The sequence below is a fragment of the Streptomyces sp. CBMA152 genome (genome assembly GCF_014596475.1).
Taxonomy (GTDB): domain Bacteria; phylum Actinomycetota; class Actinomycetes; order Streptomycetales; family Streptomycetaceae; genus Streptomyces.
This window is the reverse complement of sequence record NZ_MECJ01000033.1, coordinates 324,270-347,746: the sequence shown is the minus strand read 5'-3', so window position 1 is coordinate 347,746 and position 23,477 is coordinate 324,270. Positions and strand designations below refer to the sequence as shown.

Sequence of the window (23,477 nt, the reverse complement as noted above, 5' to 3'; positions counted from 1 at the left end):
CGGGCAGTCGACGAGGGGGAGTACGTACGTGGCCACGCCGATCGGCAACGCCTCGCGCCGCACCGAGCTGCGCGAGTTCCTGATGAACCGACGGGCCAGGATCAGCCCGACGCAGGCCGGGCTGCCCGACGGCGGCGCCCGCCGGCGCACCCCGGGGCTGCGCCGCGAGGAGGTCGCGGTCCTCGCCGGGGTCGGCGTCTCCTGGTACCAGTGGCTGGAGCAGGGGCGTGACATCACGGTCTCGCCGCAGGTCCTGGACTCGGTGGGCAAGGTCCTCAAGCTGACCAGCGCCGAGCGCCGCACTCTGTACGTGCTGGCCGGGCTCAACCCGCCCGCGCCCGAGGTCGATCCGGCCCACGCCGACATGTGTCAGGGCCTGCAACGGCTGATCGACGCCTGGATGCCGTTCCCCGCGCACATCATGGACGCGTACTGGAACACGGTGATGTACAACGACGCGGCCGCGCTGGTGCTCGGGATGCGGCCGGAGATCGTGCAGAACTGCCTGGTCGCGTTCTTCACCGACCCCGTCTACCGGTCCCGCTCCACCTGCTGGGAGGAGCTCGCGGTGAACGTGGTCGCCCAGTACCGGGCGGCCGCTTCGGAGCGGCCCGGCGACGAGGGCTTCGGGGCGGTGATCGAGGAGGCGACGCGGCTCTCCCCGGAGTTCGCCGAGCTGTGGGAGCGGCGCGACATCCTGCCCGGCGGCCAGGTCCGCAAGTCGTTCCAGCACGAGGTGGTGGGCACGCTGCTCGTGGAGTCCACCCAGCTGCGCATCCCCGCCCGCCCGGACCTCACGATCGTGCTGCACACCCCGCTGCCGGAGACCGACACGGCCGCCAAGCTGGAGTGGCTGACCTCGCCCCAGGGGCGGCGCGGCTCGATGTACCCGGTGGCGGGCTGAGTCTCCGGATGCGTGCTCCTTATGCTCGGGGCATGACTCAGAGCACCGAACTCGACCCCGAGGACCGCAAGATCATCACCCTGGCGCGCAGCGCCCGGGCCCGCAACGGGGTGGCCGAGGGCGCGGCCGTACGGGACGAGACCGGGCGTACGTACGTCGCCGGAACCGTCGAGCTGGACTCGCTGAAGCTCTCCGCGCTGCGGACCGCCGTCGCGATGGCGGTGGCCAGCGGGGCCAGGTCCCTGGAGGCGGCGGCCGTGGTCACCGAGGCCCCGAGTGCCTCGGACGAGGACCGGGCGGCGGTCGCGGACCTGGGCGGGGCGGCCACGCCCGTGCTGGTGGCGGGGCCGGACGGGGAGCTGCGGAGCACGGTCACGGCGGGCTGAGCCGGACGCGTCGTGGGCAGGGGGCGGCGGGTCGATCTCCGAGGACGTTGCGGAGGCTGATCTACCGCTCCTGACCTGCGGGAACGCGGATCTTGACAGTATCTGATGGCCCATCAGTCGGTGGATTTCGATTCCATTGACTTCTTTTCGCGCCCCCTCGTGAATGGCTCCCTGCCGGCGCAGCCGAGCCGCTGCTGCGCCACAACCGCAGAGGAGGGCAGTCATGCCTTCACCACGAAGACGGCGCAACTGGGCCGCCGTACTGGGGGCCGCGGCGCTCATGGCCGGAACGGGAGCGCTCGTCGCGCCCGCGCAGGCCCTGGCCGCGACGCCCGTCGACTTCGCCACACACTGCGTACCCCCGCCCATCGCGGGCATCCCGCCGATCGACGGCACCACGTCCGCCCAGATCACCGTCGACAACGCCACACCCAAGGTCGGCGACACGGTGACCGTGACGTACACCGTCACCAAGCCCGCCGCCGGCAACCCGGTCGACATCGCGCTGCCGGCCGACATCATGACCCCCACCGGAAAGGTCGCCCTCGGCGGTGCGCAGACCGGCGCCGTCACGGTCGCCGGACCCAAGAAGAACGACCCGGTACCGGGGAAGGGCGCGTTCCCGGCGTTCTCCATGACCGGTACGTTCACCGTCAGCGCACCCGGCGCGATCACCCTGTCGCCCGGTGACTACAACATCCACACCAGCTACATCATGGAGCTGGACACCCCCTGTACGGTCACCAACCCGCCCGCGCCCGTCTCCGAGACGGTCACCGCGACAGCAGGCGGCCAGACCAACCAGCGGGCCGTCCAGGTAGGCACCGCCTCCGGCAAGCCCGGCGACAGCGTCACCGTCACCGGGTCCAAGTTCACCGCGGGCGCGACCGTGACGGTCGTGGGCCGGGCCGGGGCCGCCGAGACCGCCGACAAGAAGACCGTGACGGCGGACGCGCAGGGCGCGTTCTCCACCGCCCTGACGGTCAACGACAAGGCGACCAGCGGCATCGTCGCCTACGAGGGCGCGAGCTGGAGCGCCGACAAGGGCGCGGGACCGGCGGCGTACACCGTCGTCGACAACACCCCGACGCCGCCGAACAGTCAGAAGCTCAGCTCCGCGGTCAAGGCGGGCACGCTCTCCATGACCCAGGCCGGCGACGCCGTCTCGATGGACGCCGTCGACTTCGGCAAGGGCGGCGCCTCCAACGGCTCGCTGAAGACGGTGACGGTCCAGGACTTCCGCGGCGGCCCCGCGGGCTGGTCCCTGACCGGCAAGGTCACCGACTTCACCGGTCCCGCCGGGGCGAAGATCGACGCCTCGAAGCTCGGCTGGACCCCGGCCTGCGCCACCAAGGCCGGTTCCCCGTCGACCTGCGCGGCGGGCTCGGCGGGCACCGTGGGCAGCGCGGGCGCGACGCTCGCGACCACGCCCAACGCGGCGCTCACCGGCGGTGAGTTCACCGTCGACGCCAAGGTCACGCTGACCGTCCCGGCGTACACCGCACCCGGCACGTACGCGGGTGTGCTCACCCTGACGCTGGCCTGAGCCGGCATGCATCAACCCGTGGGCCGGGCGCGCACCCGGCCGGCCCACCCGTCCCCGGGGGTCTCGACCGTGCGCAAGCTGTACGTACTCCTCCTCGCCGTGGCCCTCCTGCTGCTCGCCCCGCCCGCGCGGGCCGCCGACAACGGCAACTGGGCCGTCTTCCCCGCCTCCTCCCCCAAGGACTCCGACAAGCTCCGTCCAGGGGGGACCCCCATCGCGGCCCAGCGCCCGTACTTCTATCTCTCGGCCGCGCCCGGCACGACGCTGGCCGACCAGGTGACCGTCACCAACAAGACCGCCGCGCCCATGACCTTCCGGCTCTACGGGGCCGACGCGTACAACACCGAACGCGACGGCGGATTCGCGGTGCGGACCCAGCGCGAGACCCAGCGCGGCGTCGGCGCCTGGACGCAGCCGGACCGCTCGTCCGTCACCGTCCCCGCGCACGCCTCGGTCACCGTGCCGTTCACCGTCACCGTCCCGGCCGACGCCGAACCCGGCGACCACCCGGGCGCGCTCGTCGCGCTCGACGAGAAGATCGCGGCCGGGCAGGGGCAGCTCGCCATGGGCGTCCAGCAGGCCGTCGGGGCGCGGGTGTATCTGCGGGTGAGCGGCCCGGCGGTGCCCGCGCTCGCCGTCGAGGACGTCTCGCTCGCCCAGCACCGCCCCCTGGTGCCCGGCACCGGTACGAGCCGAAGCGTCATCTCGTACACCCTGCACAACAGGGGAAACGTCACGCTCAACCCGAAGGTCGAGCTGAAGGCGAAGGGCCTGTTCGGCCGTACGCTCCTGAGCCGCGCCCTGACCCGGATCCCGGCCGAGCTGCTGCCCGGCCAGAAGGTCCGCCTCAGCGAGCCGTGGTCGGGCTCGCCGCAGCTGGACTGGGGTGATGTCTCCCTCACCGCGAGCGCCAAGGACACCACCGGCTCGGGCGGCGCCTCCTTCCTCGCGCTGCCGTGGCTCGCGGTCGGAGCGCTGGTCGCGGCGCTCGCGGCGGGGGTCGTGGGGTGGCGGCTGCGGCGGGCGCGGGCAGGGCGATCCTGAGTCCGCGCCGGGCGCGTGCGGCGGGGCCGTGCGGATCGGGGAGAATGGGCGGCATGAGCGCTCGTACTGTTGAGAACAACGCCCCCCATCGGGCCGGCTTCGCCTGCTTCGTCGGCCGCCCCAACGCGGGCAAGTCCACCCTCACGAACGCTCTGGTCGGACAGAAGGTGGCGATCACCTCCAACCGTCCGCAGACGACGCGGCACACGGTACGGGGCATCGTGCACCGCCCCGACGCCCAGCTGATCCTGGTCGACACGCCGGGCCTGCACAAGCCGCGCACGCTGCTCGGCGAGCGCCTGAACGACGTCGTGCGGACGACGTGGGCCGAGGTCGACGTGATCGGCTTCTGTCTGCCCGCCGACCAGAAGCTCGGCCCCGGCGACAAGTTCATCGCCAAGGAGCTCGCGGGGATCAAGAAGACCCCGAAGATCGCGATCGTCACCAAGACGGACCTGGTCGACTCCAAGGCGCTGGCCGAGCAGCTGATCGCCGTGCAGCGGCTCGGCGAGGAGCTGGGCTTCGAGTGGGCGCAGATCGTGCCGGTCTCGGCCGTCGGCGACCAGCAGGTCCAGCTGGTGGCGGACCTGCTCGTGCCGCTGCTGCCCGAGGGCCCGCCGCTGTACCCGGAGGGCGACCTCACGGACGAGCCCGAGCAGGTCATGGTGGCCGAGCTGATCCGCGAGGCGGCGCTCGAAGGTGTACGGGACGAGCTGCCGCACTCGATCGCGGTGGTCGTCGAGGAGATGCTGCCGCGCGAGGACCGTCCGGCGGACCGGCCGCTGCTCGACATCCACGCGAACGTGTACATCGAGCGGCCCAGCCAGAAGGGGATCATCATCGGCCCCAAGGGCAAGCGGCTCAAGGAGGTCGGCATGAAGTCCCGCAAGCACATCGAGGCGCTGCTGGGCACGCCGGTCTTCCTGGACCTGCATGTGAAGGTAGCGAAGGACTGGCAGCGCGACCCGAAGCAGCTGCGCAAGCTGGGCTTCTAGGGGCCCCACCCCGCCCCTTCACCTAGACCCTCCGGGGGTGGGTGGGGGTGGAGGTGGTTCTCCCGGGGGGCTACGCCCCCGGACTCCGTTCGCGGGGCCTGCGGCCCCTGCACCCCGCTTGGAGGGCTGCGCCCCGGACCCCGTTTGTCTGCGGATCGTGCTGGGTTGCTCGCGCAGTTCCCCGCGCCCCTAGGTAGTCAGGGGCGCGGGGAACTGCGCGCTCAGCCCCCGCCGGTCCGCAGGCGAAGAACCCGGCTGCCCGCCCAGGGCTTTCGGGAAGGGGCGGGGTGGGGAAAAACTACGCTTCCGCGATCAGCGCAGTCGCCACTCGTACGAACCCCAGACGGGCGTAGATGCGGGCCACGTCCTCGTCGCCCGCCGACAGGAACACCGTCGACGCGCCCCGGGCGCGGGCGTCGCGGACCAGCGCCGCCGTGACCGCCTCGCCCAGGCCCCGCCGCCGCGCAGCGGGGAGCGTGCCGACGCCGACGATCTCCGTGACACCGGACACCGGCTGATGCATGCCCGAGCAGAGCGGAAGCCCGTCCTCGACAGCCGCCGCCACGGCGGTGATGCCGTCGCGGATGCGCTGGGCGACCTGCTCGGCCCGGCCGTCGCCGACCCGCGCGGTGATCTCGGCGGTGAGCTCCGCGCGCCCCGCCGCACCCACCGCCGTACCGGGCGAGGAGAACGCCAGATGCGGCACGACCAGCGCCGCGTGCAGCAGCGGATCGTCCGCGCCCAGCATCCGCACCAGCGGGTGGACCGGCGCGTCCGGCGCGTCCGCCGAGAGCACCATCAGCGGGTGCTCATGGACCGCGAGCCCCGTCGCCTCCACGGCCGCCCGCAGCCCCGGGCTCACCTCGCCCACCCACTCGAACGCCTCCGGTATCCCCAGCTCCCGCTGGCGCGCCCGGACCCGGTCCACGTCGGCGGCCGAGACCGGGCCCGGGTGGTCGAGGGTCGGCCGGGCGTAGAACGGCCAGCCCGCTCCCTCCCGTACGAAGAGGGTCAGCGGACCGAAGTCCTCCGCCCGGGCCGACGCGCGCGGCACCGAGTCGTAGTAGCGCTCAAGGAGTTCGAGAGGGGAAGTGCGTGTCGTCATGCTCCGCATCAAAGCAACCGGCGGACCGGCTACGCACCCTCTTTAAGGACCCGTGAGACGAGCGTGCGCTGGGCCTCCGACAGATGAGGGTCCTCGCAGTGGACGGTGCGGCCGTCGACGGTGATCTCGTAGTGGAAGCCGTCCGGCACGCCGGTGGACGGCTCGGCCCGGCCGTCGGCGAGCGCCGCCTCGGCCAGGGCCTGCCACTCGGCGGCATCGGGGCGGCCCGAGGTGTCCACCTCGGCCCGGCGCTCGATACCGGCGAAACCTCCTGTGCGGGTCACCTGGATTCGCATGGTCCCTGTCTAGCAGTGCTCCGGGTCCGCGTCAGCCGGAAGCCACGCCGACCTGGGACCAGGCCTTGAGAACGGCCTGATGTTCCTCCCCGTCGCCGTACCGGCCCTGCGCGGCCGCCACCGTCAGCCGGGCGAAGTCCGCGAACATGGCCTGTTTGCCCAGCTCGCCGCCGGTCAGCACGTCGTACCAGATCTGCCCGGCCCGCTCCCACGCCTTGCCGCCGAGCGCCTCGGCGACCAGGTAGAAGGCGTGGTTGGGGATCCCTGAGTTGATGTGGACGCCGCCGTTGTCGCGGCCGGTGGTGACGTAGTTCTGCATCGTCGCGGGCTGCGGGTCCTTGCCGAGGACGTCGTCGTCGTACGCGGTGCCCGGCGCCTTCATCGAGCGCAGCGCCGTCCCCGTCACCGCCGGGGCGAGCAGGCCCTGGCCGATGAGCCAGTCGGCGTCCTGCGCGTCCTGGTCGAGCGTGTACTGCTTGATCAGCGAGCCGAAGACGTCCGACATCGACTCGTTGAGCGCGCCCGGCTGGCCGAAGTACGTCAGGTTCGCGGTGTGCTGGGTGACGCCGTGGGTCAGCTCGTGGCCGATGACGTCGACGGGCAGCGTGAAGTCCAGGAAGATCCGGCCGTCACCGTCCCCGAACACCATCTGCGTACCGTTCCAGAAGGCGTTGTTGTACTGGTTGTCGAAGTGCACGGTGGCGTCCAGCGGCATGCCGCCGCCGTCGATGGAGTTGCGCCCGTACGCCTTCAGATACAGCTCGAAGGTCGCGCCGAGCCCGGCGAAGGCGCGGTTGACGGTCGCGTCCTGGACCGGCTGGTCGCTCTCGCTGCGCACGGTCTGGCCGGGCAGCGCGGTGCCGTGCCGGGCGTCACAGATCGTGCGCTGCGGCTGGTCGGCGGCGGCGCCCTCGGGCGGGGCGACGGAGGGCGCGCCGAGCACGGTGGTGACCCGGCGGGAGGTGCGCTGGGCCGCGTCCGCGACGAGTGTCCTGCGGGCGATCTCGGACAGCGCGGGGTCCTCGGCCTGGAGCAGCCGGTCGAAGACGTGTGGGGGAACGATGGTGCAGAAGGCGGGTGTATGCGCGTTCATGTCGCGACAATGTGGCACCGGGTCATGGGGCTGTCACTACTCGCCACCATGATTGGTTCCGACAAGGGCGGTCCATCCCCTTTGGGGCTTTGGTCCCTGGTGTCACCAGGGACGTCCCGCATACTGAAACGGGACTGCCACCTCGCCGGCACTCGATTAGTCTTCTTCGCATCATGCGTTTCGGGCTGCTTCTCCTTAGCTGCCGCGGCGAGGGCCTGTAGTCGTAGGCCGACCCCCTCCCCGCGGGACCTGGTGGTGCGCTTCGACAGTCGGCCGTCCTTCGTCGCAGGACCCCCGAGGAGCCCTTCGCAATGACGCAGCACACCTTCGCCGGCCGCCCCACGCCGATCACCAACGCGACCCACACCCAGCGCCCGTCCGGGATGCCGATCCACAAGTACGGCACGTACGAGGCCGTGGACATCCCCGATCGCACGTGGCCCGAGCAGCGGATCAGCAAGGCGCCGCGCTGGCTGTCCACCGATCTGCGCGACGGCAACCAGGCCCTGATCGACCCGATGAGCCCCGCCCGCAAGCGCGAGATGTTCGACCTGCTGGTGCGCATGGGCTACAAGGAGATCGAGGTCGGCTTCCCCTCCTCCGGCGACACCGACTTCAACTTCGTACGCTCGATCATCGAAGAGGGCGCGATCCCCGAGGACGTGACGATCTCCGTCCTGACCCAGGCCCGCGAGGACCTGATCGAGCGGACCGTCGAGTCGCTGCGCGGCGCCCACCGGGCCACCGTGCACCTGTACAACGCCACCGCCCCCGCCTTCCGCCGGGTCGTCTTCCGGGGCTCCAAGGACGACATCAAGCAGATCGCGGTGGACGGTACCCGGCTGGTGATGGAGTACGCGGAGAAGATCCTGGGCCCGGAGACGACCTTCGGCTACCAGTACAGCCCGGAGATCTTCACCGACACCGAGCTGGACTTCGCCCTGGAGGTCTGCGAGGCGGTGTGCGACGTCTGGCAGCCCGAGGAGGGCCGCGAGATCATCCTCAACCTGCCCGCCACGGTGGAGCGTTCGACGCCGTCCACGCACGCGGACCGGTTCGAGTGGATGAGCCGCAACCTGACCCGCCGCGAGTTCGTCTGCCTGTCCGTGCACCCGCACAACGACCGCGGTACGGCGGTGGCGGCGGCCGAGCTGGCGATCATGGCCGGGGCCGACCGCATCGAGGGCTGTCTGTTCGGCCAGGGCGAGCGCACCGGCAACGTCGACCTGGTCACCCTGGGCATGAACCTGTTCAGCCAGGGCGTCGACCCGCAGATCGACTTCTCGCAGATCGACGAGATCCGCCGCACCAGCGAGTACTGCAACCAGATGGAGGTCCACCCGCGCCACCCCTACGCGGGCGACCTGGTCTACACCGCCTTCTCCGGCTCCCACCAGGACGCCATCAAGAAGGGCTTCGACGCGATGGAGGCGGACGCCGCCGCCAAGGGCGTCACGGTCGACGACATCGAGTGGGCCGTGCCGTATCTGCCGATCGACCCGAAGGACGTCGGCCGCTCCTACGAGGCCGTCATCCGGGTCAACTCGCAGTCGGGCAAGGGCGGTATCGCGTACGTCCTGAAGAACGACCACAAGCTGGACCTGCCGCGCCGGATGCAGATCGAGTTCTCGAAGATCATCCAGGCGAAGACGGACGCCGAGGGCGGCGAGGTCACGCCCGGCCAGATCTGGTCGGTCTTCCAGGACGAGTACCTGCCGAATCCGGCCAACCAGTGGGGCCGCATCCAGCTGCGTTCCGGCCAGACCACGACCGACACGGACGGCCGGGACACGCTGACCGTCGAGGCGGTCGTCGACGGCGTACCGACGGTCCTGACCGGTACCGGAAACGGTCCGATCTCGGCCTTCTTCGAGGCGCTGGCCGCCGTCGGCGTCGACGCGCGCCTGCTGGACTACCAGGAGCACACGATGAGCGAGGGCGCGTCCGCGCAGGCCGCCTCGTACATCGAGTGCGCGATCGACGGCCAGGTGCTGTGGGGCATCGGCATCGACGCCAACACCACGCGCGCGTCGCTGAAGGCGGTCGTCTCGGCGGTCAACCGCGCCGCACGCTGACACCCCCTGCGGAGGGTTTGCGGCGCCCCACCGGCCCTGTGCGGGCGGTGGGGCGCCGTCTTTGCGCCACTCCTTCCTACGGGGTGCTGACGTCACATCATCGATGTGGCTAACATCACGTCAACGCGGCAGTGTTGCCGGACCGTTACGGAGGTGCGCGGTGGTGCAAGGCCGGGGATATGACGGTTCGAACCCTCGCGCCCGAGGCATCCTCGTACGAGTGTGGACGATCCGGACATCGTGGACCACCGTCGGCGACGGCGACTTCTTCTGCCCGGAGTGCGGGGGCGACCGCAACTTCCGCCGCAGGACCGGCCGTCGGCGCCTCGCGGTGTTCGGCGTGCCGCTGTTCTCGCGCGGGGACGCGGGGCCCGTGGTGGAGTGCGCCGCCTGCGAGAGCCACTTCGGCATGGACGCCCTCGACCACCCGACCACCACCCGCTTCTCGGCGATGCTGCGGGACGCGGTCCACACCGTCGCGCTCGCCGTCCTCGCCGCAGGCGGCACCTCCTCGCGTACGGTCACGGCCACCGCGGCCGCCACGGTCCGCGCCGCCGGGTACGACGACTGCACCGAGGAGCAGCTGCTCGCCCTCATCGAGGCGCTGGCCGCCGACACCGGCCGCTACCTCGCCGACACCGACGCCGACCCGTGCGGCGCGGCCCTCGCCATCGAGCTCCATGAGTCCCTGGAGCCGCTGGCCCCGCACCTGGCCCCGGCCGGCCGCGAGTCGATCCTGCTCCAGGGCGCCCGCATCGCGCTCGCCGACGGCCCGTACAGCCCGGCGGAGCGGGAAGTCCTCACGACGGTCGGCGGGGCGCTCCAGCTGTGCGCGGACGACGTCTCACGGCTGCTGGCGGCGGCCCGTACGCCGTCCTGAGACATCTGCTTTGTAAGAGCAGCGCTCGGCGGTTGAGCGATGCTCGGCCGACGGTCCGGCCGCCCGGGAACCGGTGAAACAATGGGCCCATGAGTCTGTTCCGGGACGACGGCATAGTGCTGCGCACCCAGAAGCTCGGTGAGGCCGACCGCATCATCACGCTTCTGACCCGCGGCCATGGCCGCGTCCGCGCCGTCGCCCGCGGAGTGCGCCGGACGAAGTCCAAGTTCGGGGCGCGGCTCGAACCGTTCTCGCACGTCGACGTGCAGTTCTTCGCGCGCGGCAGCGAACTGGTCGGCCGGGGGCTGCCGTTGTGCACCCAGAGTGAGACCATCGCTCCGTACGGTGGCGCCATCGTCACCGACTACGCCCGGTACACCGCCGGCACGGCCATGCTGGAGACGGCGGAACGGTTCACCGACAACGAGGGCGAGCCCGCCGTGCAGCAGTACCTGCTGCTCGTCGGCGCGCTGCGCACTCTCGCGCGCGGCGAGCACGCGCCCGGCCTGGTCCTGGACGCCTTCCTGCTCCGCTCGCTCGCGGTCAACGGCTACGCGCCGAGCTTCGAGGACTGCGCGAAGTGCGGCATCCACGGGCCCAACCGGTTCTTCTCGGTGGCCGGCGGCGGAGTGATATGCGCCGACTGCCGGGTACCCGGCAGCGTCGTACCCTCTGCGGAGGCGGTCGCCCTGCTGAGCGCGCTGCTCACGGGGGACTGGGCGACGGCGGACGCGAGCGAGCCGAGGCACGTGCAGGAGGGCAGCGGCCTGGTGTCGGCCTATCTGCACTGGCATCTGGAGCGCGGCCTGCGCTCACTGCGGTACGTAGAGAAGAACTGAGGGAGAAGAACTCCACATGGCACGACGCGGAATCCTGGGCGGCCGGTCCCGCCGGGAGTACACGAGTCCCGAGCCGCACCCGTCGGGCGCGCGCCCGCCGAAGATCCCCGGCGAGCTGGTGCCCAAGCACGTGGCGGTCGTCATGGACGGCAACGGGCGCTGGGCCAAGGAGCGCGGGCTGCCGCGCACCGAGGGGCACAAGATCGGCGCCGAGCGCGTCCTCGACGTGCTCCAGGGCGCCATCGAGATGGGCGTGGGAAGCATCTCCCTGTACGCCTTCTCCACCGAGAACTGGCGGCGCTCGCCGGACGAAGTGCGCTTCCTGATGAACTTCAACCGCGACTTCATCCGCAAGACCCGCGACCAGCTCGACGAACTGGGCATCCGGGTGCGCTGGGTGGGCCGGATGCCGAAGCTGTGGAAGTCGGTGGCCAAGGAGCTCCAGGTCGCCCAGGAGCAGACCAAGGACAACGACAAGCTGACGCTGTACTTCTGCATGAACTACGGCGGCCGGGCGGAGATCGCGGACGCCGCGCAGGCGCTGGCGGAGGATGTGAAGGCGGGCCGCCTCGACCCGTCGAAGGTCAGTGAGAAGACCTTCGCGAAGTACCTGTACTACCCGGACATGCCGGACGTGGACCTGTTCCTGCGCCCGTCGGGCGAGCAGCGCACCTCCAACTACCTGCTCTGGCAGAGCGCTTACGCGGAGATGGTCTTCCAGGACGTGCTGTGGCCGGACTTCGACCGCCGCGACCTGTGGCGCGCCTGCCTGGAGTTCGCCCAGCGCGACCGCCGCTTCGGCGGGGCGATCCCCAACCAGGGCCAGCCGGAGCCGGAGTCCGGCGAGTAGACCCCGATCGGCGCCTGCGGGCCGCCCGGGGTCAGACCCCGGCGGCCTCGCGCTCGGCGGCCTCCAGCTCGGCGGAGATACGGGCGCCGCGGTCCTCGGCGAAGTCCAGGGCCGCGAGCACCGACGGCACCGCGATGCTGGACATCATGTGGCGCTGCATGACCGAGTGGCGGTGTGAGAGGTCCTGGTAGTCGCTGAGGATCTGCGACATCATCTGCAGCCCCGCGAAGGCGCCCACGTACAGCTCGGCCGTGTCGGAGATGACCACGTTGGGCAGCAGCTCGCCGCGTTGCTGCGCCACGGTGAGCAGTTCGCCGTTGACCTCGCTCCAGTGCCGGAACGGCCCGCTGCGGTCCAGGCCATGGGCCTGCTGGTCGAGGGTGAGGCGGACACTCGCCCGTACCAGGTGGTCGGTACGGAGCCGGTGCGCGAGGATCGAGCCGGCGTCGATGAGCTCCTGGAGCTTGATCGGCTGCGGCTGAAGCCCGGGACCCGAGCCCTGCTCGCTGAGCACCCCGTGGGCGAGCGCTTCCTTCGACTGGAAGTGGAAGTACAGCGCGCCCTTGGTGACCCCGGCGACCTTCAGGATGTCCGTGATGGTGGCGGCCTGGAACCCCTGCTTCTCGAAGACCATGGCCGCGGCCTCCAGGATCGCCCTCCTGGTACGGATCGCCCGGTCCTGCTTCGCCACACTGCCTCCTCGTTGTATCGCCGCGATGTCAGCGCGGTGAAGCTTTCCGGGGCCGCCTACCCCAATGTCTTGAAAAAAACCGTCTAGTTTGTATCTTATCAGGGGACGCGCCACTACGGTCTTTCGGTACACGCCCCTGGGGGGAGCATGCCCAAAACGCAGGCAGTCTTGACCGGTGCCCAGTACATAACCGGCACCGTGGCCTCAAACGCCCTGAACAGCGGCCCGGTACACACCGTTTCGCCCGAACTTGTCCACCGGGCCCGGCCCGCGGACGCGTTCCCGCGAGGCTGGCGGCGCCGCGGTGACCATACCTTCTCGGTCGCCGCGAGCTGGCCCCACGACCACGTCTTTTTCGAGCCAGTCTCGGGCGCTCTGCACGACCCGCTGCTCGTCGTCGAGACGATGCGCCAGTCCGCGATGCTCATCGTGCACGCGGGCTACGAAGTTCCGCTCGACTGGCATTTCATGCTCACCGATCTCGAATACGAGGGCCACGCCGACCAGTTGGACGTCGGCGCCGAATCCGCCCTCATCGATGTCGAGCTGGACTTCTCCCAGCTCGAATGGCGCGGCGGCAGGCTCACCCAGCTGAAGGTGGACTGGACGCTGCGACGCGGGGGCCGCCTGGTGGCCACCGGCAACGGCCGGGCCCGGGTCCTGAGCCCCGGCGTCTACCGCAGGCTGCGCGGCGACAAGGAGTTCCCGGGCGTCCTGGAACACCTGCCGCCGCCGATACCCGCCGATCTCGCGGGCCGCTCCCGCGCCGAGGACGTGGTGCTCGCGCCCTTCCCGCAGGAGCGCGTCTGGCGGCTGCGCGTCGACACCACGCACCCCACGCTCTTCCAGCGCCCCAACGACCACATACCCGGCATGCTGCTCCTGGAGGCGGCCCGGCAGGCGGCCTGCGCGACCCTCGGACCCCGGCCGTTCGTCCCGCTCGCGGGCGGCATAGCGTTCCACCGGTACGCGGAGTTCGGCACACCGTGCTGGATCCAGGTGTCCGACGCGCCGGACGCGCGGCCCGGAACACGCGCCGTGCAGGTCACCGGCCACCAGGACGACAGCCTGGTCTTCCTGGCCACCCTGTCGGCGCCGCACGGAAGTTGATGGAGGGTCAGATGATTCTGGTGACCGGCGCGACCGGGACCGTGGGCGGCGAGGTCGCCCGGCTGCTCGCGGCGCGGGGCCCGCTGCGGATCCTGGCCAGAACCCCGGAACGGGTGACGGTGACGGGCCCGGCGGTCGAGGTCGTGCCCGGCGCGTACGGTGACCGAGACAGCCTGGAACGCGCGCTCGACGGCGTACACGCGGCCTTCCTGGTGACCAACAGCATGACCGAGCCCGACGACGCCCACTTCGTCGCGGCGGCCCGCGCCGCCGGGGTGCGGCATCTGGTCAAGCTCTCCGCGCTCGCCGTCGCCGACCCGGCCGCGACCGACCTCATCACGTGTCGCCAGCGCGAGAACGAGACGGTCGTACGGGAGTCGGGCCTTGCCTGGACGCTGCTGCGGCCCCGGGCGTTCATGACCAACACCCTGTCCTGGGTGCCCTCGGTGCGCGCCGAGGGCGTGGTGCGCGCGCTGTACGGGGATGCGCCCAACGCGACCGTCGACCCGCGCGACATCGCGGAGGTGGCGGCAGAGGTGCTCGGCGCGCCCGAGGCGCACGAGGGCGCGGCGTACGCCCTGTCGGGCCCTGGGGCCGTCACCGCCGTCGAGCAGACCGCGCAGCTCTCCGAAGCCGTGGGCAGGGAGCTGAAGTTCGAGGAGCTGGGCCCCGAGCGGGCGCGTGCGGCCCTGCTGAAGCGCTACCCCGAGCCGGTGGCCGAGGCGCTGCTCCACAGCGCCGAACGCCAGCGGGCGGGCGCCAAGGCCGGGGTGTCGGACACGGTCCGCGAACTGACAGGCCACCCGGCCCGGTCGTACGCCGACTGGGCCCGCGCCCACGCGAGCGCCTTCGCGTGAGCGCGGGCCTCACGTACGTAGTACGTATGTAGCGCGCGGGCCCCGGCCGGTCAGCCGTTCAGCAGGACCGGCAGCGCCTGGTGGCCGTTGGAGATGAACGACGGGAGCTGCGGCAGGCGTTCGCCGGGCTCGGCCAGGGCCACGTCCGGGAAGCGCTCGAAGAGCGCGGAGAGCGCGATCGTCGCCTCCATCCGGGCCAGCGGCGCGCCCAGGCAGAAGTGGACGCCGTGCCCGAACGCCAGGTGCTCGCGGCGCAGCGGGCGCGACGGGTCGAAGCGGTCGGCGTCGTCGCCGTGCACCTCGGGGTCGCGGCCCGGACCTGCCAGCGCGACCAGGATCGGCTCGCCCTTGCGGATCAGTACGCCCCCGGCCTCGATGTCCTCCACGGCGTACCGCAGCGGCACATGGGCGGCCGGCGGCTCCCAGCGCAGGGTCTCCTCGACCACGTCCTCCCACGCCACCTCCCCGCGCCGGACGCGCGCCAGCTCCTCGGGGTGGGTGAGCAGCGCGTACACCGCCTGGTCGATGAGGTTGACCACGGTCTCGAACCCGGCGGAGATCATCAGCAGCAGGGTGTCGACGAGCTCCACCTCGGTCAGACCGCTGCCGTCCTCGGTGGGGGCACCTCCCATGCCTTCCGGGCCATGGGGGAGGGTGGCGATGAGGCCGCTGGTCATGTCGTCGCCGGGCTCTGCGCGCTTGTACGCGATGAACTCGTGCAGCGCCGCGTACAGTTCGCGCCCGTTCGCCTCGGCCTCCTCCGCGCTCACCGACGTCAGGAAGGTGATGTCGATCAGTCGGCAGAGCCGGTCGCGGGAGGCGTCCGGGACACCGAAGAGCTCGCAGATCACCTGGACGGGCAGCGGCCCGGCGAAGGCCGTGCGCAGGTCCACCGCCTCGCCGCGCGGGGTGTCCGCGAGCTTGTCGAGGAGGTCGGAGACGATCCGCGCGACCGTCGGCCGCAGCGACTCCGTCTGCCGCGCGGTGAACGCCCGGTTCGTCAGCTTCCGCAGCCGGCTGTGCTCCTCGCCGTACGCGGTGATCATGCTGCGCACCGATATCCAGATCGCGAGCGGCCAGGTGCGGGGTATCTCGCCGTTGATCCAGGCGGGCCAGTGCAGTTCGGCGTCCTTGGAGACGCGCGGGTCGGTCATCAGGCTCTTGGCCACGTCGTTGCTGGTGACCGACCACGCGGCCACACCGCCGGGCAGCTCGACCCGGGTGACCGGGCCGCGCTCGCGGATACGGGCGATCTCGCCGTGGATGTCGGCCCCGGAGGCGTCGATGGCGAACGGGCAGTGCTGGGGCATGGAGGTGCTCCGAAGGGGACGGGAACGGGGGGTGCGTGCCATGCCGACTACTGTGCCCTCCCCCCAGACGCGCGGGCGGGAGGACACTAACAAACCGGGCTACCGGTTTGACACTTGGGTCGGTTTTTGGCCCCTTGCGTCCCCGTTGGATCCCTGCGTTCGTCAGCCGACGACGGTCCAGGTGTCGCTGCCGGTGAGCAGGCCGGCGAGGTCGCCCTTGCCGCGCTGCTCGATGGCCTGGTCCAGCTGGTCGGCCATCTGCGTGTCGTACACCGGCCGGTTCACGCTGCGGAACACACCGATCGGGGTCTGGTGCAGCGTATCCGGGTCGGCGAGGCGGGACAGCGCGAACGCGGTGGTCGGCGACGCGGCGTGCGCGTCGTGCACCAGGATCCGCGACTCGTTCTCCGGCGTCACCTCGACCACCTGGAGGTCACCGGTGGCCGGATCGCGCACGACACCCTTGTGCAGCTCGGCGCCGAACCGGATCTGCTCCCCGTGCTCCAGCCGGATCACGGCCTCCTGCGCCAGCTCGTTGTCCTTGAGGACCTCGAAGGCGTCGTCGTTGAAGATGTTGCAGTTCTGGTAGATCTCGATGAGGGCGGTGCCGGGGTGGTCGGCGGCCTGGCGCAGGGTCTCGGTGAGGTGCTTGCGGTCGGAGTCGACCGTACGGGCCACGAAGGAGGCCTCCGCGCCGAGGGCAAGGGACACCGGGTTGAAGGGCGCGTCGAGCGACCCCATCGGCGTCGACTTCGTGATCTTCCCGACTTCGCTCGTCGGTGAGTACTGGCCCTTGGTCAGGCCATAGATCCGGTTGTTGAACAGCAGGATCTTCAAGTTGACGTTGCGGCGCAGCGCGTGGATCAGGTGGTTGCCGCCGATCGACAGCGCGTCGCCGTCACCGGTGACCACCCATACGCTCAGGTCGCGCCGCGAGGTGGCGAGGCCGGTGGCGATGGCGGGGGCGCGGCCGTGGATGGAGTGCATCCCGTAGGTGTTCATGTAGTACGGGAAGCGGCTGGAGCAGCCGATGCCGGAGACGAAGACGATGTTCTCTTTGGCGAGGCCGAGTTCGGGCATGAAGCCCTGGACGGCGGCGAGGACGGCGTAGTCACCGCAGCCGGGGCACCAGCGGACTTCCTGGTCCGACTTGAAGTCCTTCATCGACTGCTTGGCCTCGGCCTTGGGCACCAGGCTGAGCAGGGTATGTGCCGTCGTCTCAGTCATTGATGGCCTCCTTGAGGGCCTCCGCGAGCTGCTCGGCCTTGAACGGCATTCCGTTGACCTGGGTGTACGACCGCGCGTCGACCACGAACTTCGCCCGGATCAGCGTGGCGAGCTGGCCGAGGTTCATCTCGGGGACGACCACCTTGTCGTAACGCCTCAGCACCTCGCCGAGATTCCTCGGGAAGGGGTTGAGGTGGCGCAGATGGGCCTGCGCGATGGGCACGCCCTCGGCGCGCAGCCGGCGGACGGCCGCGGTGATCGGGCCGTAGGTCGAACCCCAGCCGAGGACGAGGGTGTTGGCGCCGCCGAGGTCGTCGACCTCCAGGTCGGGGACCTCGACACCGTCGATCTTCGCCTGCCGGGTGCGGACCATGAACTCGTGGTTGGCGGGGTCGTACGAGATGTTGCCGGTGCCGTCCTGCTTCTCGATCCCGCCGATGCGGTGCTCAAGGCCCGGGGTGCCGGGGACGGCCCACGGGCGGGCCAGCGTCTGCGGGTCGCGCTTGTACGGCCAGAACACCTCGGTGCCGTCGGCCAGCGTGTGGTTGGGCACGGTCGCGAACTGGACGCGCAGGTCCGGGAGTTCTTCGGCGTCGGGAACTCGCCACGGCTCGGAACCGTTGGCCAGGTAACCGTCGGAGAGCAGGAAGACCGGGGTGCGGTAGGACAGGGCGATACGGGCCGCGTCCAGGGCCGCGTCGAAGCAGTCGGCCGGGGTCTTGGGCGCGACGATCGGGACCGGGGCTTCGCCGTTGCGCCCGTACATCGCCTGGAGCAGGTCGGCCTGCTCGGTCTTGGTGGGCAGGCCGGTGGAGGGGCCGCCGCGCTGGATGTCGACGATGAGCAGCGGCAGTTCGAGGCTGACGGCCAGGCCGATCGTCTCGGACTTGAGCGCCACACCGGGGCCGGAGGTGGTGGTGACGCCGAGGGAGCCGCCGAAGGCCGCGCCCAGGGCCGCGCCGATACCGGCGATCTCGTCCTCGGCCTGGAACGTCCGTACGCCGAAGTTCTTGTGCTTGGACAGCTCGTGCAGGATGTCCGAGGCCGGGGTGATCGGGTACGAGCCCAGGTAGAGCGGCAGGTCCGCCTGCTTGCCCGCCGCGATCAGACCGTACGCGAGGGCGAGGTTGCCGGAGATGTTGCGATAGGTGCCGGGCGGGAACGCGGTGGTGGCGGGGGCCACCTCGTACGAGACCGCGAAGTCCTCGGTCGTCTCGCCGAAGTTCCAGCCCGCGCGGAAGGCCGCGACGTTCGCCTCGGCGATCTCCGGCTTCTTGGCGAACTTCTGTCGCAGGAACGCCTCGGTGGCCTCGGTCGGGCGGTGGTACATCCAGCTCAGCAGGCCGAGCGCGAACATGTTCTTGCTGCGTTCGGCCTCCTTGCGGGGGAGGCCGAACTCCTTGAGCGCTTCCACCGTCAGCGTGGTGAGCGGTACCGGGTGGAGGTTGTACGCCTCCAGGGAGCCGTCCTCCAGCGGGGAGGTCTCGTAACCGACCTTCGCCATGGGGCGCTTGGTGAACTCGTCGGTGTTGACGATGATGTCCGCGCCGCGCGGCACGTCCGCGAGGTTGGCCTTGAGGGCGGCGGGGTTCATCGCGACGAGGACGTTGGGTGCGTCGCCGGGGGTGAGGATGTCGTGGTCGGCGAAGTGGAGCTGGAAGCTGGACACGCCCGGGAGGGTGCCTGCGGGGGCGCGGATCTCGGCCGGGAAGTTCGGCAGCGTGGAGAGGTCGTTGCCGAACGAGGCGGTCTCCGAGGTGAAGCGGTCACCGGTCAGCTGCATGCCGTCGCCCGAGTCACCCGCGAAACGGATGATCACCCGATCGAGACGTTTGACTTCCTTCAGCATGGGTGACTCCTCAGCCCTTGATCTCGCAGATGGTGGCACCGGACGTGACGGACGAACCCACTTCCGCCACAAGGTCCTTGATGGTGCCGGAGCGGTGGGCGTTGAGCGGCTGTTCCATCTTCATCGCTTCGAGGACCACGATGAGGTCGCCTTCGTTGACCTCCTGGCCTTCCTCGACCGCGACCTTGACGATCGTGCCCTGCATCGGCGACGCGAGCGCGTCGCCCGAGACGGCGGAGCCCGACTTCTTGACCGCGCGGCGCTGGGGCTTGGCGCCCGCCGCGAGTCCCGTACGGGCCAACGTCATCCCGAGGGAGGCGGGCAGCGAGACCTCAAGCCGCTTGCCGCCGACCTCGACGACCACGGACTCCCGCTCGGTCGAGGACTCGTCGTCGCCGTCGGCCGTCGGGGGGACGAACGCCGGGATGGTGTTGACGAACTCGGTCTCGATCCAGCGGGTGTGGATGGTGAAGGGGTCGCTGGTGAAGGCGGGGTCGACCACGACGGCGCGGTGGAAGGGGATGGCGGTGGCCATGCCCTCGACATTGAACTCGGCAAGCGCGCGGGAGGCGCGCTGGAGGGCCTGTTCGCGGGTGGCGCCGGTGACGATCAGCTTCGCCAGCAGCGAGTCCCAGGCCGGGCCGATGACCGAGCCGGATTCGACGCCCGCGTCCAGGCGCACGCCCGGGCCGGTGGGCGGGTTGAAGGTGGTGACGGTGCCGGGGGCGGGCAGGAAGTTGCGGCCCGGGTCTTCGCCGTTGATGCGGAACTCGAAGGAGTGCCCGCGCACCGCCGGGTTGTCGTAGCCGAGGGCTTCGCCGTCGGCGATGCGGAACATCTCGCGGACCAGGTCGATGCCGGTGACTTCTTCGGTGACCGGGTGTTCGACCTGGAGGCGGGTGTTGACCTCAAGGAAGGAGATCGTGCCGTCGACGCCGACGAGGAACTCGACGGTGCCCGCGCCGACGTAGCCGGCTTCCTTCAGGATCGCCTTGGAGGCGCTGTAGAGCTGTGCGTTCTGCTCCGGGGAGAGGAACGGTGCGGGGGCCTCTTCCACGAGCTTCTGGTGGCGGCGCTGGAGCGAGCAGTCGCGGGTGGAGACGACGACGACGTTGCCGTGGGTGTCGGCGAGGCACTGGGTTTCGACGTGGCGGGGCTTGTCGAGGTAGCGCTCGACGAAGCACTCGCCGCGTCCGAAGGCGGCAACGGCCTCGCGGACGGCGGACTCGTAGAGTTCGGGGACTTCTTCGAGGGTGCGGGCGACTTTGAGGCCGCGTCCGCCGCCGCCGAAGGCGGCCTTGATGGCGATCGGCAGGCCGTGCTCCTGGGCGAAGGCGACGACTTCGTCGGCACCGGAGACGGGGTCGGGGGTGCCTGCGACCAGCGGGGCTCCGGCGCGCTGGGCGATGTGACGGGCCGCGACCTTGTCGCCCAGGTCGCGGATGGCCTGCGGGGGCGGGCCGATCCAGGTCAGGCCGGCGTCGAGGACGGCCTGGGCGAAGTCGGCGTTCTCCGACAGGAAGCCGTAGCCGGGGTGGATGGCGTCGGCGCCGGAGTCGGCGGCTGCTTGGAGGACTTTGGTGATGTCCAGGTAGCTGGCGGCCGGGGTGTCACCGCCCAGAGCGAATGCTTCGTCGGCCGCGCGGACGTGCAGAGCGTCCCGGTCCGGGTCGGCGTAGACGGCTACGCTGGCGATCCCGGCGTCCCGGCAGGCCCGGGCAACGCGGACAGCGATTTCGCCACGGTTGGCGATGAGCACCTTGCGCACGACGGCTCCTCAACTTGCGGGTGCTGAGCGGAAAGATCGGAACGGAACGCCGGTTGTTTGTACAGCGCCACCCTCGAAGCATCGTGGAGGGAACGTATCCGGCGTTACTCCGCAGTTGTCCACCGTGCGGTGATCTCACGCGCTGCCCCGCGTGCTGGCTTGGCCGCCAAACCCCCTTCTGTGCAGGGGGTTTGGGCCCTGCGCCCTCGTAGGTCGGACGGCTTCGCCACCGTTGCTCCACCACGGGGAATTGTGCGAAATTCTTGCGGAACGCGAGTTCCTATTTGCGAATTCGTCTGCAGACCGTGCTGGGTTGCTCGCGCAGTTCCCCGCGCCCCCAAAGACCTACGCCAGCGCAGGCGCCATCCCCGGGGTGCCGATCGCTGCCATCAAGCCCGGGCTGCCGTCCGGCTTCAGGGCGTCCAGGGCGTCGGCTCGGGCCAGGCGGGGGAGGAGGAGGCGCCAGAACCTGCCGAACATCTGGCGGGAGAACCAGCGGGGATGGGCGCGGCCCATCGCCTCGAAGCCGACCGTCGTCGCCGCGATCACCGCCTTGGCGTCGTCCACGACGACCCCCTCGGCGAGTGCGCCCTCGGCGGCCGCTCCGGTCAGGACCTCGCCGACCCAGTCGACCCAGTACTGGCGCAGATCGGTCGTGCCCTTCCAGGTCGCGTCGGAGCTGAGCCCGAACCCGGCGCGCAGGACCACGTCGTCGCCGAGCCGGAACGCCAGCGCGTGCGTGGTGTCGACGAGGACCTGGAGCGCCCGTCCGTGCTCGGCCTGCCGGGGGCGGGCGATCTGCCGCAGGGACGCCATCGCGTTCTCGCAGACCGCCTCGGCCAGGGCGTTCTTGCTGACGAAGTGGAAGTGCAGCGCCCCGTTGCTGACGCCGGCCCGGGTGCTGATCGCGGTCAGGGAGGACGGTGCGAAGCCGTCCGCGTCGAACACTTCCGCCGCGGCGAGGATCAGCGTCTGACGCGTCCGCTCCGCGCGTTGCTGCTTGCTCATCGTGTCACTCCGTTGTCCGGCAGGGGCATAGGCATGGGCATGGCATGCGTACGCGAGTCTATAGAAACCGACGCGATGGTTTCTTAATTCCCTGGAGTCTGGCTTGAAGGAGTTCTGAGCGGCTGGAAACAGCGGTACCCGACCCCGGCACAGAACCGGACGTGCTGTTTGTGGCGGCAAACAGCGAATGGTGCGGGAGGGGCGAGCCAGGGCATGCAGAAGGGGGTGCGGGCCACTGCGCCCGCACCCCCTTCCGGCGGATGCCAACTACCGTGCGCCGACTACTTCGCCGCGCACTCCTCGCACGTACCGAAGATCTCCACGGTGTGCGCCACGTTCACGAAGCCGTGCTGTTCGGCGATCGCCTCGGCCCACTTCTCGACCGCCGGGCCCTCGACCTCGACCGCCTTGCCGCACACCCGGCAGACCAGATGGTGGTGGTGGTCGCCGGAGGAGCAGCGGCGGTAGACGGCCTCGCCGTCGCTGGTGCGCAGCACGTCGACCTCGCCGGCGTCGGCGAGGGACTGCAGGGTGCGGTAGACGGTGGTGAGCCCCACCGAGTCGCCCCGGTGCTTGAGCATGTCGTGCAGCTCCTGCGCGCTTCGGAACTCGTCCACCTGGTCGAGGGCCGCCGCCACGGCGGCCCGCTGCCGGGTGGACCGGCCGCGTACAGGTGATCCAGCCGTCGCCACAGGTGCCTCCCTTACCCTCGCCCGCTCACGTCGTCGGGCCATTCTGCCAGGTCGGGGTCAGACCGTGGCCTCGTCCGCCGCGGTCCGTGCCCCCGGTACCTCCAGGGTGCACTCCTGGGCGGCGGTTTCGGCCACCCGCGCGCGCCGTCGCGCCAAGGGGGCCGCGAGTGCGGTCAGCGCGATGAACGCGCCGATGGCGAGCAGCACGATCGTCGCACCGGGCGGCACGTCCTGGTAGTAGGACGTGACCGTTCCGGCCAGCGTGACCGTCGTACCGATGACCACCGCGAGGACGAACGTCACCACGAACGAGCGCGAGATCTGCTGGGCGGCGGCGACCGGGACCACCATCAGCGCGCTGACGAGCAGCAGCCCGACGGCCCGCATCGCGACCGTGACGGTGATCGCGGCGGTCACCGCGATCAGCAGGTTGAGGGCGCGCACCGGCAGACCCGTCACCCGTGCGAACTCCTCGTCCTGGCTGACCGCGAACAACTGCCGCCGCAGGCCGACCGTGACCAGCACCACAAACGCAGCGAGCAGGCAGATCGAGGTGACGTCCGAGTCGGAGACGGTGGAGAGCGAGCCGAACAGGTACGAGGAGAGGTTGGCGTTGGAGCCGGTGTCCGAGAGGTTGACCAGCAGCACACCGCCCGCCATGCCGCCGTAGAAGAGCATGGCGAGCGCGATGTCGCCGCGCGTCTTGCCGTACGCGCGGATCAGTTCCATCGTGACGGCGCCGACGACGGAGACGAGTGTCGCCATCCACACCGGGCTGCTGTTGAGCAGGAAGCCGAGGCCGACGCCGGTCATCGCGACATGGCCGATTCCGTCGCCCATCAACGCCTGGCGGCGCTGCACCAGGTAGATGCCGACGGCGGGGGCGGTGATGCCGACCAGGACGGCCGCGATGAGCGCCCGCTGCATGAAGGCGGTCTGGAGGATTTCCATG

At 70.7% G+C, this 23,477-nt stretch carries 22 protein-coding genes; 11 read left to right on the top strand and 11 right to left on the bottom strand.

Annotated elements, in window-relative coordinates; translation table 11 throughout:
• Positions 1-82: 82 nt before the first annotated feature.
• The 5 genes from BG418_RS34625 to era all read left to right on the top strand — a co-directional run bounded on the left by BG418_RS34625 (position 83) and on the right by era (position 4,875).
• A complete protein-coding gene (locus BG418_RS34625) occupies positions 83-904 on the top strand; it encodes a helix-turn-helix transcriptional regulator (RefSeq protein ID WP_188278338.1) in 822 nt (273 codons plus the stop codon).
• 32 nt (positions 905-936) lie between these two features.
• Entirely contained in the window at positions 937-1,290 is a 354-nt protein-coding gene (locus BG418_RS34620) for a cytidine deaminase (protein WP_188278022.1), read from the top strand.
• A 223-nt stretch (positions 1,291-1,513) separates the two neighbouring features.
• On the top strand, positions 1,514-2,836 hold the full coding sequence (locus BG418_RS34615) for a beta-xylosidase (protein WP_188278021.1): 1,323 nt from the start codon (positions 1,514-1,516) through the stop codon (positions 2,834-2,836).
• 69 nt (positions 2,837-2,905) lie between these two features.
• On the top strand, positions 2,906-3,880 hold the full coding sequence (locus BG418_RS34610) for a WxL protein peptidoglycan domain-containing protein (RefSeq protein WP_317453876.1): 975 nt from the start codon (positions 2,906-2,908) through the stop codon (positions 3,878-3,880).
• Between the two features lie 53 nt (positions 3,881-3,933).
• A complete protein-coding gene (gene era, locus BG418_RS34605; protein WP_188278019.1) occupies positions 3,934-4,875 on the top strand; it encodes a GTPase Era in 942 nt (313 codons plus the stop codon).
• 298 nt (positions 4,876-5,173) lie between these two features.
• Here the strand turns inward: era and BG418_RS34600 are convergent, their stop codons facing one another.
• Genes BG418_RS34600 through BG418_RS34590 form a run of 3 tightly spaced genes read right to left on the bottom strand, consistent with a single transcriptional unit; the run spans position 5,174 to position 7,369 of the window.
• On the bottom strand, positions 5,174-5,980 hold the full coding sequence (locus tag BG418_RS34600; RefSeq protein ID WP_188278018.1) for a GNAT family N-acetyltransferase: 807 nt from the start codon (positions 5,978-5,980) through the stop codon (positions 5,174-5,176).
• Positions 5,981-6,009: 29 nt separating this feature from the next.
• Complete coding sequence (locus BG418_RS34595) at positions 6,010-6,276, bottom strand: protealysin inhibitor emfourin (RefSeq protein ID WP_188278017.1); 267 nt, start codon at positions 6,274-6,276, stop codon at positions 6,010-6,012.
• A gap of 31 nt (positions 6,277-6,307) precedes the next feature.
• Positions 6,308-7,369 carry a M4 family metallopeptidase gene (locus BG418_RS34590; RefSeq protein ID WP_188278016.1) on the bottom strand — a complete coding sequence of 354 codons (1,062 nt, stop codon included), beginning with the start codon at positions 7,367-7,369 and terminating at the stop codon, positions 6,308-6,310.
• A 311-nt stretch (positions 7,370-7,680) separates the two neighbouring features.
• On the opposite strand from BG418_RS34590, the gene leuA reads away from it, so the two are divergent.
• The 4 genes from leuA to BG418_RS34570 all read left to right on the top strand — a co-directional run bounded on the left by leuA (position 7,681) and on the right by BG418_RS34570 (position 12,013).
• Positions 7,681-9,444: a 2-isopropylmalate synthase gene (leuA, locus tag BG418_RS34585; protein ID WP_188278015.1), complete on the top strand. Its 1,764-nt coding sequence runs from the start codon at positions 7,681-7,683 to the stop codon at positions 9,442-9,444.
• 160 nt (positions 9,445-9,604) lie between these two features.
• Positions 9,605-10,324 (top strand): TerB family tellurite resistance protein, encoded by a 720-nt coding sequence (locus BG418_RS34580; protein ID WP_317453858.1) that lies wholly within the window; start codon positions 9,605-9,607, stop codon positions 10,322-10,324.
• 89 nt (positions 10,325-10,413) lie between these two features.
• A complete protein-coding gene (gene recO / locus BG418_RS34575; protein ID WP_188278013.1) occupies positions 10,414-11,163 on the top strand; it encodes a DNA repair protein RecO in 750 nt (249 codons plus the stop codon).
• A 16-nt stretch (positions 11,164-11,179) separates the two neighbouring features.
• Positions 11,180-12,013: an isoprenyl transferase gene (locus BG418_RS34570; protein WP_188278012.1), complete on the top strand. Its 834-nt coding sequence runs from the start codon at positions 11,180-11,182 to the stop codon at positions 12,011-12,013.
• Positions 12,014-12,044: 31 nt separating this feature from the next.
• Here the strand turns inward: BG418_RS34570 and BG418_RS34565 are convergent, their stop codons facing one another.
• Positions 12,045-12,704, bottom strand: a complete 660-nt coding sequence (locus BG418_RS34565) for a ScbR family autoregulator-binding transcription factor (protein ID WP_188278011.1) — start codon at positions 12,702-12,704, stop codon at positions 12,045-12,047.
• A gap of 198 nt (positions 12,705-12,902) precedes the next feature.
• Here BG418_RS34565 and BG418_RS34560 point away from each other — a divergent pair, with 198 nt between their 5' ends.
• Both BG418_RS34560 and BG418_RS34555 read left to right on the top strand, forming a co-directional pair.
• The gene (locus BG418_RS34560; protein WP_317453857.1) at positions 12,903-13,814 is read left to right on the top strand and encodes a ScbA/BarX family gamma-butyrolactone biosynthesis protein; all 912 of its coding nucleotides are present in this window, start codon (positions 12,903-12,905) and stop codon (positions 13,812-13,814) included.
• Between the two features lie 11 nt (positions 13,815-13,825).
• Positions 13,826-14,671 (top strand): NAD(P)H-binding protein, encoded by an 846-nt coding sequence (locus tag BG418_RS34555; protein ID WP_188278009.1) that lies wholly within the window; start codon positions 13,826-13,828, stop codon positions 14,669-14,671.
• Positions 14,672-14,721: 50 nt separating this feature from the next.
• Here the strand turns inward: BG418_RS34555 and BG418_RS34550 are convergent, their stop codons facing one another.
• The 7 genes from BG418_RS34550 to BG418_RS34520 all read right to left on the bottom strand — a co-directional run bounded on the left by BG418_RS34550 (position 14,722) and on the right by BG418_RS34520 (position 23,476).
• Positions 14,722-15,981: a cytochrome P450 gene (locus tag BG418_RS34550; RefSeq protein ID WP_188278008.1), complete on the bottom strand. Its 1,260-nt coding sequence runs from the start codon at positions 15,979-15,981 to the stop codon at positions 14,722-14,724.
• A 162-nt stretch (positions 15,982-16,143) separates the two neighbouring features.
• Positions 16,144-17,208, bottom strand: coding sequence for a 2-oxoacid:ferredoxin oxidoreductase subunit beta (locus tag BG418_RS34545; RefSeq protein WP_188278007.1), 1,065 nt, complete (start codon positions 17,206-17,208; stop codon positions 16,144-16,146).
• Complete coding sequence (locus tag BG418_RS34540; RefSeq protein WP_188278006.1) at positions 17,201-19,057, bottom strand: 2-oxoacid:acceptor oxidoreductase subunit alpha; 1,857 nt, start codon at positions 19,055-19,057, stop codon at positions 17,201-17,203. The genes BG418_RS34545 and BG418_RS34540 overlap by 8 nt, the downstream gene beginning before the upstream one ends.
• 10 nt (positions 19,058-19,067) lie before the next feature.
• A complete protein-coding gene (locus BG418_RS34535) occupies positions 19,068-20,825 on the bottom strand; it encodes a biotin carboxylase N-terminal domain-containing protein (protein ID WP_188278005.1) in 1,758 nt (585 codons plus the stop codon).
• A 345-nt stretch (positions 20,826-21,170) separates the two neighbouring features.
• Positions 21,171-21,833, bottom strand: coding sequence for a ScbR family autoregulator-binding transcription factor (locus tag BG418_RS34530; protein WP_188278004.1), 663 nt, complete (start codon positions 21,831-21,833; stop codon positions 21,171-21,173).
• 281 nt (positions 21,834-22,114) lie between these two features.
• Entirely contained in the window at positions 22,115-22,525 is a 411-nt protein-coding gene (locus tag BG418_RS34525; protein WP_188278003.1) for a Fur family transcriptional regulator, read from the bottom strand.
• A 57-nt stretch (positions 22,526-22,582) separates the two neighbouring features.
• Positions 22,583-23,476 (bottom strand): metal ABC transporter permease, encoded by an 894-nt coding sequence (locus tag BG418_RS34520; protein ID WP_188278002.1) that lies wholly within the window; start codon positions 23,474-23,476, stop codon positions 22,583-22,585.
• Position 23,477 lies beyond the last annotated feature (1 nt).

What these genes read in the sequence shown, in the direction of transcription:
- BG418_RS34530 (WP_188278004.1), bottom strand. Translation starts at nt 21,833, where the DNA reads ATGAGCAAGCAGCAACGCGCGGAGCGGACGCGTCAGACGCTGATCCTC.
- BG418_RS34620 (WP_188278022.1), top strand. Translation starts at nt 937, where the DNA reads ATGACTCAGAGCACCGAACTCGACCCCGAGGACCGCAAGATCATCACC.
- leuA (WP_188278015.1), top strand. Translation starts at nt 7,681, where the DNA reads ATGACGCAGCACACCTTCGCCGGCCGCCCCACGCCGATCACCAACGCG.
- BG418_RS34545 (WP_188278007.1), bottom strand. Translation starts at nt 17,208, where the DNA reads ATGACTGAGACGACGGCACATACCCTGCTCAGCCTGGTGCCCAAGGCC.
- era (WP_188278019.1), top strand. Translation starts at nt 3,934, where the DNA reads ATGAGCGCTCGTACTGTTGAGAACAACGCCCCCCATCGGGCCGGCTTC.
- recO (WP_188278013.1), top strand. Translation starts at nt 10,414, where the DNA reads ATGAGTCTGTTCCGGGACGACGGCATAGTGCTGCGCACCCAGAAGCTC.
- BG418_RS34520 (WP_188278002.1), bottom strand. Translation starts at nt 23,476, where the DNA reads ATGGAAATCCTCCAGACCGCCTTCATGCAGCGGGCGCTCATCGCGGCC.
- BG418_RS34555 (WP_188278009.1), top strand. Translation starts at nt 13,826, where the DNA reads ATGATTCTGGTGACCGGCGCGACCGGGACCGTGGGCGGCGAGGTCGCC.
- BG418_RS34540 (WP_188278006.1), bottom strand. Translation starts at nt 19,057, where the DNA reads ATGCTGAAGGAAGTCAAACGTCTCGATCGGGTGATCATCCGTTTCGCG.
- BG418_RS34570 (WP_188278012.1), top strand. Translation starts at nt 11,180, where the DNA reads ATGGCACGACGCGGAATCCTGGGCGGCCGGTCCCGCCGGGAGTACACG.
- BG418_RS34625 (WP_188278338.1), top strand. Translation starts at nt 83, where the DNA reads ATGAACCGACGGGCCAGGATCAGCCCGACGCAGGCCGGGCTGCCCGAC.
- BG418_RS34595 (WP_188278017.1), bottom strand. Translation starts at nt 6,276, where the DNA reads ATGCGAATCCAGGTGACCCGCACAGGAGGTTTCGCCGGTATCGAGCGC.
- BG418_RS34590 (WP_188278016.1), bottom strand. Translation starts at nt 7,369, where the DNA reads ATGAACGCGCATACACCCGCCTTCTGCACCATCGTTCCCCCACACGTC.
- BG418_RS34550 (WP_188278008.1), bottom strand. Translation starts at nt 15,981, where the DNA reads ATGCCCCAGCACTGCCCGTTCGCCATCGACGCCTCCGGGGCCGACATC.
- BG418_RS34615 (WP_188278021.1), top strand. Translation starts at nt 1,514, where the DNA reads ATGCCTTCACCACGAAGACGGCGCAACTGGGCCGCCGTACTGGGGGCC.
- BG418_RS34600 (WP_188278018.1), bottom strand. Translation starts at nt 5,980, where the DNA reads ATGACGACACGCACTTCCCCTCTCGAACTCCTTGAGCGCTACTACGAC.